Here is a 15706-nt window from a genome sequence, read left to right on the forward strand (position 1 = left end):
GCGTTTATCATAGCACTCAGCTTAGACATTACTATGTTAATCAGAACAACAAAAGGAGCAAAGTCTAAGGTTCACTTAGTTCCGCTCCCTGTATTGGTTATACGCTCAAATGACACGTTATTTTCATAGAAGGCTTCAGCATCTGTACAATCTGCTGCATAAAGTATGATTTTCTCGCTACATTCAAGTATGTTGAGTAGATACATGAGGTCGTTCTTAATGCCCGGTAACATAGATAATCTCCTTTCTTGCTCTATGCAGCACAATGGGATTGGCATATCTGGCAATGACAATATCTATGCGTTTATTTGTAAGCTTATTGAGCTCAGCTCTGAATACCGACAATGAACGGTAATCTACATTGTCTTCAATGAGGATATCAATGTCATTAGACACTTCTCCTCTTGCAGTAGAGCCAAATACCCCCAATTTACTTAGCCTAAATTTCTTAAATAGATCGTTTCGAACCATAATGTCTTCCAACTCAGATATCTGATTATTTTGCCCAAGCATCCTAATCATCACCCTCTCACCATTTATCTGAAGTTCATAAAGTGACCAAATAGACAGGTCTTCTCTAAGACTTCTTTTGTTCAATGCCTATAGTTATTTGATGAATTTATCTCTCAGCCCAGTAGCTTGCCATCTCCAATTATTGGCATTCTTAGCATAGCATGCTGAGGATTAATTCTCAAGCCTTTCCCCCAGGGCACCTCATCCTATAAATTCTAATAGGGCATCTTTGTCTAATATAATAATCTTCTTATATTTAGTATCAATCCATCCATGCTGCGAAAATTTGATTAAAACCCTACTTACAGTAACTCTACTTACCCCAACAGCTTTTCCTATATCTTCATGTGTACAATTAATAGAACGATTAGTTTCTAAATTGATACTAAACAGATATTGGGCAATTCTCTTTTCTGCTGATAAAAATGAGATGTTGTCTATTTCATTTGATAACATCCTTACTTTTTGTGATAAAAGCTCTATGAGATTCAAAGCGAGGAAGGGGCTTTTTTGAAAATACAACATAATATCAGCTTTATCAATTATGATAATATCTGAATCCAACAGAGTTTTTGCTGATGACATTCTTGGAAAACCATCAAAAAAAGATGCTTCTCCGAAAATCGTCTCCTTTTTATGAGTTATGAGAGTTTTTTCTAAGCCATCTAAGGAATTTACATAAATTCGAACTTGCCCACTTTTCAAGTAATAAAAACTTTTAGCGATTTCTCCTTGCCGATAGATGATTTGATTTTTCTTAAACGTCTGAGCTGGTTTTGTTTTAAAGGTCTCAAACAATTCGGTTGGTATATCTTTTTTATGGGTTGAAAATAAATTCCACTCATTCAAGAAAAACACCTCCTTTCCTTATTTTCAAATTGTATCACATGTAACATTCTTATTTGAAGTTCCATGTCATAATAAGTAAAACCTTATATGGAGGTGGCTTAGTTGAAATGGAATGATAAGCCCGATTACTAGCCATTTATCCTACGAGATTTATGGGGTAGAAGGTTTACACGTTAAACACGGATTTGTGATTAAGGAAGAAAAATGCAAGGAGACGAAAATGGGAAAAACAATAGCTGAGAAAATATTTGATACCCACAGGGTAAATATGCCGTTTCCTGATACGCATGTTTTAAAATTGGACAGGGTTTTCTGCCACGAAATTACCACACCCATTGCCATCACGGATCTTATGGCCAGGGGAATGGACAGAGTCTTTGATCCCACGAAAATTAAGGCTGTCATAGATCACGTAACGCCTGCCAAAGATTCTAAAACAGCTGAACAGGGAAAGATACTACGGGACTGGGCTAGAAGGCAGGGCATTAAAGACTTTTTTGACATCGGAAGAAATGGTGTTTGTCATGCGATCTTCCCTGAAAAAGGATTCGTAAGACCGGGTTATACGGTTATCATGGGGGATTCGCACACCTGTACTCATGGAGCGTTTGGAGCTTTTGCCGCAGGTGTCGGAACGACTGACCTGGAAGTAGGTATCCTTAAGGGTGTATGTGCCTTCCACTTTCCGAAAACAATTAAATTTGTGCTCAATGGCACCTTAAAACCGGGCGTTTATGCCAAAGACCTGATCCTCTTCATTATTAAAGAACTGACGGTAAACGGTGCAACGAACATGGTCATAGAATTTACAGGACCGGTTGTTGATGCCATGTCGATGGAATCACGTATGACCTTGTGCAATATGGCAATTGAAGCCGGAGGAACTTGTGGGATCTGCTACCCGGATATGACAACCGTCGAATATCTATGGGACTTCATTAAAGATGAATTTAGCACAAAGGAAGACGCTTTGAAAGAATACTCAAACTGGATTTCGGATGCGGATGCTTCCTATGAAAAAGTCTACGAATATGATGTTACGAATTTAGAACCTATGGTTACGTTTGGGTTCAAACCGGACCAAGTAAAAACAGTCCATGAAATGTCCGGTACAAAAATCGATCAGGTTTATATAGGGAGTTGTACCAATGGTCGTATAGAAGATCTGAGAATAGCTGCCAGTATCCTTAAGGATAAAAAAATAAGTGATGATGTGCGTGCCATTGTCAGCCCCGCAACTCCAGATGTTTATTCCATGGCCTTAAAAGAAGGACTGATCGAGATTTTCCACAACGCTGGTTTTTGCGTTACAAACCCAACCTGTGGCGCTTGTCTGGGCATGAGTAATGGGGTTCTTGCAAATGGCGAAGCCTGTGCGTCTACAACAAACCGCAATTTTAACGGCAGAATGGGTAAGGGCGGTACAGTTCATCTGATGAGTCCTGCTACTGCTGCAGCGTCAGCCATTGAAGGTAAAATAACAAATTCTAAAGTTTATCAAGCGTAAGTATCGGAGGGGAAAATGAAAGAATTTAGCGGAAAAGTCTTATTCTTAGATAGAAGTGATATCAATACCGATGAAATCATTCCAGCCAAGTATCTTACTGAAATCACTAAAGAGGCCTTGAAACCTAATTTATTGGAGGATTTGACTCTTACCGGATTTAACGCCAAAGAAGATATTAAGGACAAAGCTGTGCTTGTAACACGAGCCAATTTTGGTTGTGGTTCTTCCAGAGAGCATGCTCCATGGGCCTTAGAAGTCAATGGGATCAATGTCGTGATTGCTGAAAGTTTTGCCAGAATATTTAGGCAGAATATGTATAACTGCGGCATGTTTGCAATCGAATTACCAAAGGATACGATCGAATATCTTTTTGAGAACTACGCGGGGAAAGACACTTCAATAACAATTGACATTGCTAAAGATAAGATTATTGTAACTTCATCCGATAAATCAGAAGAAATTGATTTCAAAGTCGGCGAGTTTGACAAGACACTTGTTAAAGAAGGCGGCTGGGTTGGTTACGCTGATAAAAACTATTGATTCTTAATAAGATAGGCACAGCTTTATTTTTTGCTGTGCCTATCTTATTGTCAACTCACCCGGACACTCAATTCTAATTCTACTGCCATCACATCGTCTGTCACCAAAGCAAAATGTTCGTATAGATTATTTGCCATGAGATAGTTGTCCTTGGTCATATTAACTCGCTTTCCCTATGATTGCGCGTATGCGCGAACAGTCGTCATAACCTGTCCGTCAAGGTTATCTTACTACATTCCCTCTCAACTACTTTTTCCATGTAGCATACCGTAAACGGCAAATGCTCATATTTTTTCAACCCAGTCTCTATAAATCCATACAATTTATACCAATTTTTTAGAACTAAATTCTCATCAACAATACCAATAGAGACTTTCTCTGCTCCTTGGGCTTTCACATAACCAAAGACAAAATCCATTAAATGTTTCCCATACCCTTTATGCCTATATCCCGGCAACACCGATAATCTTTCTATGTAGAAAACATCATCAGCCTTTTCGATGGGTACAAATCCAATTTGATTTCTTTCTTTATACAAACCAAACATACCGATCCCTTTATCTTTCATCTTCTGGAGATTTACCAAATTTGCGAATGCTGGATTCGAAGGACAATTTTCTTCCGTTAGGTTAAGCTCTCTTACAACTGTGATAAATGAATCCTTGATAACGTTTAAGCTATCTGACAAACTTACCTCGTTATTAATTTCTTTAATACTTACTTTCTCAAGAGTCAAATAAAATCACCTTTCTATTCGGGGGGGATGGCTTTCTTGACAAGTTTTTTTAAAACGTCCAAGTTTAGCAGAACGCCACCCCGGCGGTAGGCGGAAGCTACCATCAAGATTCAATTTATCTTTTTAGGAATACCACTTTCACACGGAACTCCTATCTGACATTTTCCACAACCATATCTTGGTTTACATTTTTCCTTTGTTTTGTTTATGAATTCAGAACAAAGTATGTGGTTTTTCCCCTTATCAAGAGATATCGCCTTGACTGGACAATTTTTTACACACGCTCCACACATGGAACAGTTATCATAAATGTTTTCATACATCCTTTTATCAGGAGGCAACTCCAGTTCTGTAACGATGCTGCCGAATCTGCCAGCAATCCCTTTTTCGGTGATTAGGCCTTTAGAAAGTCCGAATGTCCCAAGACCACATACAAAGGCAACATGTCTTTCAGACCAATTACTCGTGAATAATAGGTCTGTTCTCCTATTATTGTCCGAATTCTGAGCCGGTTTATTATCTCCGGTTTTGGCCCAGAATCTTTCATCCAAAGACGGCGCAAGGCTTTTATAGCCGGCATTTATCAATTCGGAGTTCAAATATTGGCAAAGCTTAACAACTAGAGCTTGACCTTCAATCCGTCCATGCAACCATTCTTCTGAAGGCCATGACATATCTCGTCTGTTGCCCTTTTTTACTGCCTCGGTAAAGGGTAGAAAAAAGGAGATAACCGTTTTGGGCTGGGGTAACCATTCTTGGGGAGGCATAAAGTGTTGTCCTATTACTAGTGGCTGTTTCAATATTTCAAAATACTGATCATCTGCAGCACCAAACGCAAAAATTGGAGTCTCAAAAATCCTCATACCCACGACCGCCTCTGAAAGCGCAACTTCCTTAGATATAAGATTGTGATCTGAGTTTTTCACAAACCATGTCGCCATTTTGACAATGTCTTTCTTATCCATAACTACCTCCCGCAAACCAACTTTATTTATACTTATTCGAGAAAGTATTTGGAAATCCTGTCCAATACCATCATCATCGAAAGCACCTGTCTGCTCATGTTTATTATCAATCCTATCTTGTAATGGTAAAGCGCTCTCGACTGTGCCATGTTGGACTAATAGTTTAGTTTATTTAACCAACATTCTGGTTGGCACTTGCCAAGAAAGGCGATGTGAAATTGACTATCCCAAATTAATTAAGGTATAATATGAGTAGAATTATGATATTCCTAATTCGAAAGGGGATAGGGTATGCCCACCATAAAATCGTCTACCTCACTACGCAATGATTATAGCAAAATCTCCAAGTACTGCCATGAAACCGGCGAACCGGTATACGTCACCGTCAACGGCGAAGGCGATTTAACCGTAATGAGTATCGATGCTTTTGAGAAGCGCGAACGGGCATTGGAAATCCGCGAAAAGCTACTGGAAGCACAATTGCAAAAAGCCAATGGCGTGCCGATGCTCGACTTCGACGAGGCCATGAGCGAACTGAAGGCGTTGGCACATGGCAAACTATAAAATCAAAATCACTCAGATTGCACAAGATGACTTAAAGAGTATAATTGCGCATATTCGCATTAATAATCGCGATGCTGCCATCAGAATGTATGAGACGATAAAAGAGTCCATAGGCAAGCTGGCAGACTTCCCTCTCATGGGTTCAGTACCGTTGGACACGAAGATTGCCGGACAAGGCTATCGCATGATCGTTGTTGATCCCTATCTTGTTTTCTACATCCTAGTTTTGGAAGAGAACACGGTGGAAGTTCATCGAGTGCTTCATGGTAAACAGGATTTTCCGCGCATGATGACGTAACAAATAATTGATTTCTCAACAAAATATCAAGCACCCCAAGCTCGTCAACGAGAGCTTGGGGTGCTTGATTATATTCAATCTATGATTTTTGAGTACCTTCTCTATAGTTTCAATCTTGGTTACCGGTTTATTGATAAGCGCAGTCATCCCTCGTTTTCTCCATTTGCCTCTGAATTAAAGGAGTACACTTTTATTTCAATTCTATTCACGTCTTTACTTTTAGCCCATTCAATGACTATCTTTAAACAGTAAGGACCCTAAGTCAACTAGAGTGAGCAGGACCTAGGGAATATAGATTATATCAACCGAGCCTTGATACTGCGTAATGTTACCCCGTTCGCTCAGCGTCACTGTGATGTGATTCACACCCGGAGCCAAATGTTTATAACCCTTCTGTATTTCCTGATTGAGATTTTCCCCGTTCCTATCCCCATTGCTCGTGCTAAAACCCGTCGGCGAGGTAATCTTCACAGTTGCTTGCAGGTTCACGGCATATTTGGGAACATCCCATTGCAAAATTACTGGTTCATCACCTGTAAAGGTTAAATTATTGCCTGGTGCCAAAATCTGAAGTGGTACGATGTTCACAGGTGGCTGTGGCACGATATTTGGATCTGCCTTTGGGGCATTAACGGTGATTTGTTTACCGTCTCTCAGCATGTTATCCACTTCTGCTCGGATATAGATGTCGTACTTTCCATCCGTTAACGGATTGATTTGAAAGCTTGTCAACGTGCCGGCATGGAAGGTATCCACCAATTGAGAACTACCCCCGCTTTCTTTAAAGACATTGATATTATAGTCGGTCGCCCCGGCGACTGGTTTCCAAGTTATGATGAGAGGTTGGTTGGGGTCTATTGTCGAGCCGTTGGTTGGAGTCAGGATATCTGGGGTGTAGCTCACGGGTGAGCTGGGAATCATTGTTATATCAATCGAACCTTGATATACAACTTACGCTCGATGGCCCATTCAACGTGGTACAGATCGAACAGCAGGCCCAGGTTTCTTTAGCGGCCACGGCTAAAGTGAATAATCTGGTCACTCACGCTATTACCGCTTTAAATGTGGAAAGAGGGGCGACAGTAGGTCACGTATATAACGGAGATTTCAGCACGCTCACGGGTGACGGTGCTCAGGACTTACCTGTAGCAGATATGAATGATCCGTATCCGATCTTAAACCCTGAAGGGTATCAGACCAAAAACCCTGCCGTGAGGGCTTAACTTCCCGTTCACGCCTGGGTCAATGAATAGGGTTCCTTTAATGCTAACATTTTTCAGTGTAACGTTATCCCCATTAACATAAATGCTAAAATCTTCGCTAGCATTCTGTAGAGTTACGCCGTCTCCGGATATCAGGAGGGTTTTCTGTAACTCCTCCGGCAGATTGGGGTTATCTGAACCAGTGGTTTGGTCGTTGCCGTTTTCCACATCATAAGTCGACAACTGATCTAAGGTTTCCTGATTAACAACGGCTTCTCCACCTAAGGCAATGACAACAGGAGAAAGATTTGTCTTTGCATAATTCAGGAGAGTGGGATCCATCGCTTGATTGGTGAGAATAATCGGCGCTGCATCTTGTGCCGCTAATGGAACACCGGCTAGCGCATCGGCAGGACTGTCCCAACCGGCTACAACGGCTAGTTTCGTAAACTTATCTCCCAGCGCTTGCATCTCTTTAGCTATATTTACGGCTGTTTCATACAGGTCATAGACACCTAATTCAACAGGTGTTACTCCCATGGATCTTAGTTCTTCAAGAATAGCCGGTTTAATGACAGCCTGTCCGCTTGTTATATAGGCTTTTTGGGGTTTTAGGCGGGCGATTTCGGACTTGGCAAAAGGGTTTAATTAAGTCGGATACTATTGACATTTACATCCCCATCCTTTATCTCTAATTGTCCTTTTAAATGAGGAACATCTTTTAGTATTTCAGATATAGAATAAAACTCGAAATTATAAATTCCATCACTAAATTTCTTAGTAAGACTTTCATACCAAATGTCATAACCTTGTCCAACATTATTTATATATCCATTAGCTTTTAGTAGTTGATGTGTTTCCCAATCAAATTTAGCAACATTAGGATTATCTTTGTAATTATCAAATACGATATTTCCGTCCTTTGACAAAATGAAATCAAATGTTTGGGTATTAGGAAATACCAGTTCAATATCTTTAGATGAGTTATTAATTATCAGAAATTTCATCATGGATTTACTATAAGTTATGTCTAATGAATATTCCAAATCTCCTTTTACCGGATTGCTTACCGTCCCACCACTTGTGCTACTTGATTTTTCAACAGGTACAATTGACTCGCCACTAGGGACGTTTGATTGGTCAACATGGACATTAGTCTTTGAACTACAACCTATAAAGCTTAAAGATAATAATAATGCAAGTACCCAAAAAAACTTTTTCATTTTGATACCTCCACCACTTGGGTTTAGCTTTCATTCATTATCCTATTCTACAATTACTAGCGATTGACCTTTCTAAAGAGTATAATTTTTCAATATACACAAACACTAAAAAGCCCCTAAGCCGTAAAAGCCTAGAGGACTAAATTGGGAGTATTACTACAATATATAAGTTACAACTATGTCGATAATAGCTGGAATAAAGCTAACATTAACCACCCAGTATAAGAATAATGGCAGTTTAAGGAAGGAGAAGCTCTATAGTACCAATGAGTAATATAATAATCCAATATTTTATTTTTCAGTTTGCTCAAATGATATATTTTCCGCAGAAACAATAAATTCAATTACACCCATATTTCTATTTTGAAGTAGTACGTGCAATTCATATTTTCCGTTTGTTTGATATATTTCATTGTAAAGCCACCATGAATTTTGCAGTAAAGCATCTTGTTTAATAATCTCATAATTATCCAAATGCATTTTAGTTATGTTGGTAAAACCGCCTAAATTATCAAATAATACGGTTAGGGTTTTTTCTGTTTGTTCTATACCAATAACAGTGCAATCATGGAAATTAATTTTTTCTAAAACGCTTTTGTCTAAACTTTCTAATACTTTCTTATAATATTTTTTCAGTAGCGTTGCATTAAACTAAATGGAACCCTGTCAATAAATGAAATGCTACTGTTGTCATTACTCTAATTTACTTTATTGGTGTATACTTCCATATGGTTTTTCCTGCTATAGTCCAAAGGAGCATTGACCTAGGAGGTAGTTCTTTTCCACATTTTTACACAATATAACGTTAGAGAATAACAGGATCGTAGGTTAATTCATTCAGCCAATCCGTCTCTTCATTCATGATCTGATGCTCTGTCATTTTGTAGATGCGATCATAGTTGATTCGCCTGGAACCGTTTCCCCATTTTCGTCGAAGCTTTTCTAGAAACGAATCATAGCTTTCGAAGAGACAAGAGATAGCGATTCGTTGCAAGTTCAGTAAGTCTCTTTGATCCTCAATTTCAAGTTTCAGAAGAACGAGTGCGCAGTAAGTCATGAGTGCTAAAAGTAACTGGTTAATAACTGCTATCTCACTTGTACCGTAAAAATGTTTGATCTGGGCGTGTTGCTTCAGCCATTTAAAGAACAGCTCGATTTGCCAGCGATACCGGTAAATCTCACCAAATTCCTCGGCACTTCTATTAAAGTCATTCGTGACGATGGAAAAGGGCTCGTTGACCGAATCATCAATGGTAATGACGCGAAGTTTATGCTTCATCTTTCGGCTGTTCGTTCCTAGAATAACATCAACGTCTTCTTCAATTGGACCATCTTCTTCAACGTTTCGTTGTCCAAGAAACTCAACCACAGCATTCTCTTTAAGGCGAGTTACAAATCGAATACCATTTTCACAGTAGTCATCAAATAGTTTGTAATCCACGTAACCCCGGTCAAAAATATTAAGGGCGTCAGAGTCTTTGACAATCAGTTCATCCAGTTTCTTCTTGTCTGCCGTCTTTGCCGGAGTAATAATCACGGCGTCAGGGACAGCCATTCCGTCGAAACTTAGTCGTAGATGCATTTTAATTCCGGCCTTGGTTTTTCTAAACACAGCCCAAGGATACTTCGAAAGGCACAAGCTTATTGTCGATGCATCAATCATGAACAGGTTCCCAAGCCGCTGCTGGATCACTCCGAACCCCTTTTTCTGAGCTACTTTGTTTAATAGATTTTTAAAAAGCATTTCCGAAACTCTAACAGGAAGAGTTCTAAGTCTTCGTGAAATTTGACTATGACTAATGCTTTCTAAGCCAATGGTACGACTGAAGTCATTACATTGAACACTCGCACTGATTTTTCGTAAAGCCTTAAATTCTTGGAGTTGAGCATTACTGATAAGTAACGTGAGTTGGCTTGTTTTAAGTTTTTGGACTCGCTTATCAAGGTTTGGAACTTCTTGATTAATTTTAGTCCAAGTTTCTTTAGAAAAAATCGGTTGAAACAGTTGCATAAATGTGGATTTTGTAGTATTCTTGCTTTGCATTTTTATCTCCTTATGATTAGAGATTTGGGCAAGAACTACCCTAACTCTAATTATAAGGCTTTTTTTATGGTTTTGACAGGAATAATCAGGAATATCTACAGTTTAAGCCGTTTTTCGTTGATTTCCTCTCAAGTATACAATTTGACTTTTGAGTCAAAAGCTTTATGCAACTCTACTGATATTTTTTATACTCTTCTATTGTTGTAATCATCAACTTTCTGTTATTCTGGCAAAATTGAGTTACATCTTCTATCATTTGTCGTGTTGCTTTACGTAATATGTATACTCTAATATCCGCGATTTTTACAAGTATCTCTTCAGGTAAAATCTTCTTTATGTGTTCTTGATTAAGTAAAAATGCTTGATAGAACTGTTCCGATAATTTCTGACTATCAGACTTCAATAATATGCTTATCAGGGTCATAGAAACGAACAACACGCTGTCCCCAAGAATGTTCTACGATAGGGTGTACATAGTTAATGTCTGCAATGTCATTAATCTTTAGAATAAATCCATCAAAATCAACTTCCTCAAAATACAACTCTGCTACATTTCCTCCAAAAACAATTTCACTTTCCTTTTTGTGAATAAAAGTCAACCAAGTATCTTTTGTCTGTAATGCAATCCCCCCGTTAAAGTTACATTTGCAACAAAATCAACATTAACTTCTAAGCCAAGCACTTCATAGTAAAAACGCTTTGAATTTTCCATATCCGAAACAACTATCAAAGGACTTGAGAATTTCATTATACGCCTCCCCATTCTTATTTCCTATCCCATTCTTCAAAACATCTAATTTACCCTGCTTCACATTATCCTACTTTTTATGCTTTTACCTAGGTTTATTAAAACTTCCCATTATTAGCCTAATGTGAATCACTCATCTTTGCTGCTATACTGTCTACTGTCACTTTCCGCATTATTTCTTGATTTCCTCCTAAGAAAAAATATTCCATAAAGAACAAAAATCCGACCGTCCAAATAGACGTCCAGGCATTTAACTTGTTCACTGGATATTGTGCTATGGTAGAGTCACCGATCTTAACACAATATGCATTCTTTTTGTAGTAGGCAGCGATGTTTATTGATTTTGTTCACTAAATGGGGAGATTAGCGAACCAAATAATATTACAATGTGTTAAGGATAGGGCACCGAAAATGGGAAAATGAGCGTTGCTTGTCATAGTGACTGTTATCGGACTCAAACCCAAACCCAAACAGTAATTTTAAAAAAGGTATCTACGACATGTGTCGGTAATTTTTTTATACGTAGCAGTGCAAATGGCCTCCTATCCATGGTCGGATTATGTAAGTAGGGCTTATAAAATACTATGAGGTATAACATGTTTAAACGAATACATATTCTAGGTGCATCAGCTTCAGGGACTACAACGTTAGCAAAGGCTTTATCTAAAAAAACAGGTTATTGTCATTTTGATACGGATGATTATTATTGGATTCCCACGGACGTTCCATTTACCCAAAAGAGAAATATAGAAGAACGACAAGAACTTTTAAAAATAGATTTGGGAAATACTTCTGAATGGATTTTATCTGGCTCCTTATGTGGTTGGGGAGACATTTTTATTCCGCATTTCGAATTAGTTGTATATTTATCATTACCAAAAGAAATTCGGATAAAAAGGCTGATTGGGAGGGAAAGGCAACGATACGGAACAGAAATAGAACAAAATGGGGAGAGATATCAACTACATAACGATTTTGTAGAATGGGCTTCACAATATGATGAAGCTGGAACTCACATGAGGAGTAAGGCATTGCATGATATGTGGCTTTCGAAATTACCTTGCTCCGTTTTAAAAATTGAAGGGGATAAGACTGTAGAAGAACGTTTGAATATTGTTCACAGAAGACTTAAATAGTTTGTGTTTACTTAGAGCCAGATACGGACGAGGGGGTTATTGCTTAACGTAACGTTCTTTATCGGACCCAAAGAGCAAAACAAAGGTAAATTATTCATTGCTGGCGAATGATTGTGCTAGATTGCCTCGACAAGTATTATTTTTAGATCTGGTTATTGGGAGGACTACTTTTATGAAACTAAGCAAGACTATAACACGGCCAATTACTATAATTGTGTTGATCCTAATAACATTGTCTTTTTTTTGGGCAACGTTGGGCAATGCACTAGACAAAGCATTCAATCAACCCGGTGGCAAGACCCACACGGAAATGATGTTGTGGAAGTCGCCAGGATATCCAAAAGAACCGCAACTTGATTTTTATAAGATGGAAATTTACCCTAGTCCAGAAAATATACGAGTAGTTTATAAGATAACAAATACATCTAATAAAGCAACCGACATACAGGACTCGTTAGATTTAGCAGTGGTAGCAGCAGATGCAAATAATATTGGTGACCCTGGATCAACAGTTTGGCGCTGGTCCCAGGTCAGTGGACAACGAAAAGTCAACATGATTAGTCTGGCCCCAGGCAAATCTTTCAATGAGGAAATATCAATAGATAGGAAACAAGCAATCGTCAGTTTCCAATATTATATTAATGCTTACTACAAGGGCGAACTCGTTTTACAATACAAGATCATTGAAGGATTGTATGATAAATGAGAAAATGGCTTTAGGTGTGAAATGGCGCTAAAAATAATATATTGAAGTTATTGAGTGTAGATAAGAACACGGATGCTCCTACTGCCCCTATAAAGAATGCTGACGATTCTTGACAACAGAGTAGGACGATAAGTACAACAGCGGGATATGCAGATTTATGAAGATTATTTGGTGGGGAATAGTCAACAAGAATTATCCGAGAAATATTTTTTGTCTTTGAAAAGTATACAAAGGATAATACGGAAACTAAGGAACATTAATTAACCTTAGAATGAGCCAACATCAGTTTACTACTGTATGGGCTCATTTTCTTTTACTAAAAGTCTTTGAGGTCTGGTTTTGAGGGACTGGATGAGCTCTTGCGATCTGCCCACCTCAATTTTTGGTTGCTAAAATCTCAAAACGATAAGTAGTTATGTAATCATCACCGAAAGGATAGCGGATTTTACCCTCTGCAGACAGGCTGTTAAGTATTCGGAAGATTTCTTCTCGACTGTTTTGTTCAGTTCCCATCCTGTCGAACCACCGTGGTAATTCATACTGTTCTTTTAGCAGAGAACTATGATCTATCGTTAAAGGTAGTTCCTTTAATAATTGTTGCCATAAACGGGGTGAATAAGAACACTGGTGTGAACTATCTCTTAATAGCTCAAGACGATTAATTTCTAGTTCCGTTTCCTCCCCGTCAAAAACCGAGCAATCGAGAATGTATAACTTACCACCAGGTTTTAATACCCTACACATTTCCCGGAGGGCCCGTTTCACATCGGAAAAATGATGGACAGCAAACCTTGATGCAACAATGTCAAATTGACTGTCTGGGATATTGAAGTTATGAACATCTTCTGTCCTAAAAACAATATTATTAATACTCTCTTGTCGAGACGCCATTTCTGCCTCGGCCAACATTTCTGGCGTTATATCAATTGCAACTACCTGGTTAACGAATTTAGCTAAGGCAATCGCGGTATGCCCTCCCCCTGTTGCAACATCTAAAGCGATATCGTCTGAAGTAGGCTTGATAAGATTAATCATTCTTTCGAGATCCACAGGATTACCGTGAGTAGTACTCAATCTATATTCCGAAGCTCTTTGTCCAAAGTTTTTCCGAACCTCATTCTGATTGCTCATACTAATCCTCCTCATGTAGGTACATAATACTCACCCAGGATACTAGCACCTAGATATACTTACACGATGTCAGTCTGCCAAGACAGTCACCTCGGAGCTAATTTATGGAAAAGGCTAAATATGTTCTCTCTCACTATTGATTAATTCTATCGTTTTCCCCAAGGGCAGACACTTATACAAACTCCACAGATATTTTTACCGATTTCAGGACGTTTTGCAAAATCATTTGTCAATTTTTCCACACATCGGGTAAAGTGTAGAGCCTCTTCCCTCGAATGAGGATGATCATCAATTGCTAAGTGCCCTGTGGAATGAGGATTCATCACCCTGATTCAGGATAAACTCTATTTCAATCATAATTACCGTAATTGGCTGAAAACACAAACCATGTATTCACCATATTCCACATCCTTCCTTTCATATCCTGCCGAGATACATAAACTTCCATAAAGCACAAAAAGCCCGACCGTCAAAAGACGACCTGGCCGTTCTTAGTCATTATATACTAGTTCACAGGCTCTATCTTGGTCGATAACAACTTAATTATAAATTACAATATTAATCCAATTAATAAAGGAATGGTACATACCTGGTGCAACAATATTTTCAGTTTTGATCATTATATAACCCATCATTAAACTTACTGGTATTAATAAAACCGCGCTTGAAATAGCTTCATAAGGTGATAACCCTATCACTGCCATTCGTTGAGGAATGTGAATAAGTGCCATAAATACTGAAGTAAATATCAGTCCCTTCCATTTTCCAAGCCATTCAATCAAACGAATTTGCAAATATCCCCTGAACATAAACTCCTCACTGAATCCTATCACTATAAAGTAAAATATTGCCCATAAAACGCTTAAGTTAAAGTTTTCTCCAATTCCGCTTAAGCTTTTTGAACTAAATAAAATAGAACTTACTAGTGTAATGATTATAAGAATAGTTCCTATCAATATTGACTGCCTTAAATTATGCTTTGAAATCCCTGTGCTCCTCCATGATTCATTCCTTATTTTCTTCATTATCAAGATAGGAGATAGCATAACTAACCATATAATTACAATATTAATGACACTATTTAGATTGAATTTTTGTACATTTGAACCGACACCTGTTGTACCTTGTGAATTCAATAAAACCATAAGTCCTGTAATCATACACGAACTTAGTATTACTGAAAGCAAAGAGTACAAAGCACTTTTTTTAGGATTAAAAAATTCAAAGCCATTATATTTTATTTTGCAGGATTTTGCTAGGTAGTATACAACTACCCCTAGTATATAAAAGCTAAGAAATGAAACTCCCAATTCTTTTACAACTTCAGTCCTCATATATCTTGCTCATTCCTTTGGATTCTCAACTTAATTAGATACGTCCCTACTAAACGTTATCAATCTTGCTATTACCAGAATTTTTTAACTATTAGATATTCTATATAGTCAATAATAATTCCTGCCAATTATAATAACTATAAGGTTAGGGGGCCGTATCTTTTTAATGTTACTCCTTTCCGCCATTGAGAAGTTAATAGATCGTAGTAT

20 protein-coding genes and 1 pseudogene are annotated in these 15706 nt (G+C 38.2%); 8 read left to right on the plus strand and 13 right to left on the minus strand.

All coding sequences use genetic code 11. From position 1 onward, the window contains the following. Nucleotides 1–71 precede the first annotated feature (71 nt). The 3 genes from UF75_RS28150 to UF75_RS09735 all read right to left on the minus strand — a co-directional run bounded on the left by UF75_RS28150 (nucleotide 72) and on the right by UF75_RS09735 (nucleotide 1362). Nucleotides 72–233, minus strand: a complete 162-nt coding sequence (locus UF75_RS28150) for a hypothetical protein (protein ID WP_156146342.1) — start codon at nucleotides 231–233, stop codon at nucleotides 72–74. Beyond that, entirely contained in the window at nucleotides 217–597 is a 381-nt protein-coding gene (locus tag UF75_RS09730) for a nucleotidyltransferase domain-containing protein (protein WP_242860184.1), read from the minus strand. Before UF75_RS09730 ends, UF75_RS28150 begins: the two co-directional genes overlap by 17 nt. A gap of 117 nt (nucleotides 598–714) precedes the next feature. Beyond that, nucleotides 715–1362, minus strand: a complete 648-nt coding sequence (locus UF75_RS09735) for a Crp/Fnr family transcriptional regulator (protein ID WP_052693106.1) — start codon at nucleotides 1360–1362, stop codon at nucleotides 715–717. Between the two features lie 220 nt (nucleotides 1363–1582). Here UF75_RS09735 and UF75_RS09740 point away from each other — a divergent pair, with 220 nt between their 5' ends. Beyond that, nucleotides 1583–2869, plus strand: a complete 1287-nt coding sequence (locus UF75_RS09740; protein WP_045574433.1) for a 3-isopropylmalate dehydratase large subunit — start codon at nucleotides 1583–1585, stop codon at nucleotides 2867–2869. Nucleotides 2870–2884: 15 nt separating this feature from the next. Then, entirely contained in the window at nucleotides 2885–3409 is a 525-nt protein-coding gene (locus UF75_RS09745) for a 3-isopropylmalate dehydratase (RefSeq protein ID WP_045574415.1), read from the plus strand. A gap of 202 nt (nucleotides 3410–3611) precedes the next feature. Here the strand turns inward: UF75_RS09745 and UF75_RS09750 are convergent, their stop codons facing one another. Both UF75_RS09750 and UF75_RS09755 read right to left on the minus strand, forming a co-directional pair. After that, nucleotides 3612–4145 carry a GNAT family N-acetyltransferase gene (locus UF75_RS09750; protein WP_045574416.1) on the minus strand — a complete coding sequence of 178 codons (534 nt, stop codon included), beginning with the start codon at nucleotides 4143–4145 and terminating at the stop codon, nucleotides 3612–3614. A 110-nt stretch (nucleotides 4146–4255) separates the two neighbouring features. Beyond that, complete coding sequence (locus UF75_RS09755) at nucleotides 4256–5110, minus strand: 4Fe-4S binding protein (RefSeq protein ID WP_045574417.1); 855 nt, start codon at nucleotides 5108–5110, stop codon at nucleotides 4256–4258. A gap of 291 nt (nucleotides 5111–5401) precedes the next feature. On the opposite strand from UF75_RS09755, the gene UF75_RS09760 reads away from it, so the two are divergent. Together UF75_RS09760 and UF75_RS09765 are read left to right on the plus strand one after the other, a co-directional pair. Then, entirely contained in the window at nucleotides 5402–5674 is a 273-nt protein-coding gene (locus UF75_RS09760) for a type II toxin-antitoxin system Phd/YefM family antitoxin (RefSeq protein WP_045574418.1), read from the plus strand. After that, on the plus strand, nucleotides 5661–5972 hold the full coding sequence (locus UF75_RS09765) for a type II toxin-antitoxin system RelE/ParE family toxin (protein ID WP_045574419.1): 312 nt from the start codon (nucleotides 5661–5663) through the stop codon (nucleotides 5970–5972). Before UF75_RS09760 ends, UF75_RS09765 begins: the two co-directional genes overlap by 14 nt. A gap of 282 nt (nucleotides 5973–6254) precedes the next feature. Here UF75_RS09765 and UF75_RS09770 read toward each other — a convergent pair whose 3' ends face one another. Beyond that, nucleotides 6255–6875, minus strand: coding sequence for a hypothetical protein (locus UF75_RS09770; RefSeq protein WP_197079363.1), 621 nt, complete (start codon nucleotides 6873–6875; stop codon nucleotides 6255–6257). Between the two features lie 2 nt (nucleotides 6876–6877). Here UF75_RS09770 and UF75_RS09775 point away from each other — a divergent pair, with 2 nt between their 5' ends. Continuing rightward, the gene (locus tag UF75_RS09775; RefSeq protein WP_045574421.1) at nucleotides 6878–7195 is read left to right on the plus strand and encodes a hypothetical protein; all 318 of its coding nucleotides are present in this window, start codon (nucleotides 6878–6880) and stop codon (nucleotides 7193–7195) included. Here the strand turns inward: UF75_RS09775 and UF75_RS09780 are convergent. The 5 genes and pseudogenes from UF75_RS09780 to UF75_RS09805 all read right to left on the minus strand — a co-directional run. Beyond that, a complete protein-coding gene (locus tag UF75_RS09780) occupies nucleotides 7148–7714 on the minus strand; it encodes a cell wall-binding repeat-containing protein (RefSeq protein WP_045574422.1) in 567 nt (188 codons plus the stop codon). The genes UF75_RS09775 and UF75_RS09780 overlap by 48 nt on opposite strands. A 104-nt stretch (nucleotides 7715–7818) precedes the next feature. Further along, a complete protein-coding gene (locus UF75_RS09785; protein ID WP_045574423.1) occupies nucleotides 7819–8397 on the minus strand; it encodes a BsuPI-related putative proteinase inhibitor in 579 nt (192 codons plus the stop codon). 291 nt (nucleotides 8398–8688) lie between these two features. Beyond that, nucleotides 8689–9033, minus strand: coding sequence for a DUF4085 family protein (locus UF75_RS26975; RefSeq protein WP_082075082.1), 345 nt, complete (start codon nucleotides 9031–9033; stop codon nucleotides 8689–8691). Between the two features lie 169 nt (nucleotides 9034–9202). Continuing rightward, complete coding sequence (locus UF75_RS09795; RefSeq protein ID WP_045574424.1) at nucleotides 9203–10441, minus strand: IS4 family transposase; 1239 nt, start codon at nucleotides 10439–10441, stop codon at nucleotides 9203–9205. 395 nt (nucleotides 10442–10836) lie between these two features. Then, nucleotides 10837–11189: pseudogene (locus UF75_RS09805) on the minus strand (VOC family protein); the annotation flags it as partial. A 596-nt stretch (nucleotides 11190–11785) separates the two neighbouring features. Here UF75_RS09805 and UF75_RS09810 point away from each other — a divergent pair. The 3 genes from UF75_RS09810 to UF75_RS26980 all read left to right on the plus strand — a co-directional run bounded on the left by UF75_RS09810 (nucleotide 11786) and on the right by UF75_RS26980 (nucleotide 13295). Beyond that, nucleotides 11786–12325: an AAA family ATPase gene (locus UF75_RS09810; protein ID WP_045574426.1), complete on the plus strand. Its 540-nt coding sequence runs from the start codon at nucleotides 11786–11788 to the stop codon at nucleotides 12323–12325. Between the two features lie 172 nt (nucleotides 12326–12497). Next, nucleotides 12498–13031 (plus strand): hypothetical protein, encoded by a 534-nt coding sequence (locus UF75_RS09815; RefSeq protein ID WP_045574427.1) that lies wholly within the window; start codon nucleotides 12498–12500, stop codon nucleotides 13029–13031. 147 nt (nucleotides 13032–13178) lie between these two features. Further along, complete coding sequence (locus tag UF75_RS26980; protein ID WP_082075083.1) at nucleotides 13179–13295, plus strand: hypothetical protein; 117 nt, start codon at nucleotides 13179–13181, stop codon at nucleotides 13293–13295. 111 nt (nucleotides 13296–13406) lie between these two features. Here the strand turns inward: UF75_RS26980 and UF75_RS09820 are convergent, their stop codons facing one another. Then, nucleotides 13407–14162 carry a class I SAM-dependent methyltransferase gene (locus tag UF75_RS09820; RefSeq protein WP_045574428.1) on the minus strand — a complete coding sequence of 252 codons (756 nt, stop codon included), beginning with the start codon at nucleotides 14160–14162 and terminating at the stop codon, nucleotides 13407–13409. A 539-nt stretch (nucleotides 14163–14701) separates the two neighbouring features. Beyond that, a complete protein-coding gene (locus UF75_RS09825) occupies nucleotides 14702–15496 on the minus strand; it encodes a CPBP family intramembrane glutamic endopeptidase (RefSeq protein WP_045574429.1) in 795 nt (264 codons plus the stop codon). Nucleotides 15497–15706: the final 210 nt, after the last annotated feature.

The organism is Desulfosporosinus sp. I2 (assembly GCF_000960765.1).
Lineage (GTDB): Bacteria > Bacillota > Desulfitobacteriia > Desulfitobacteriales > Desulfitobacteriaceae > Desulfosporosinus.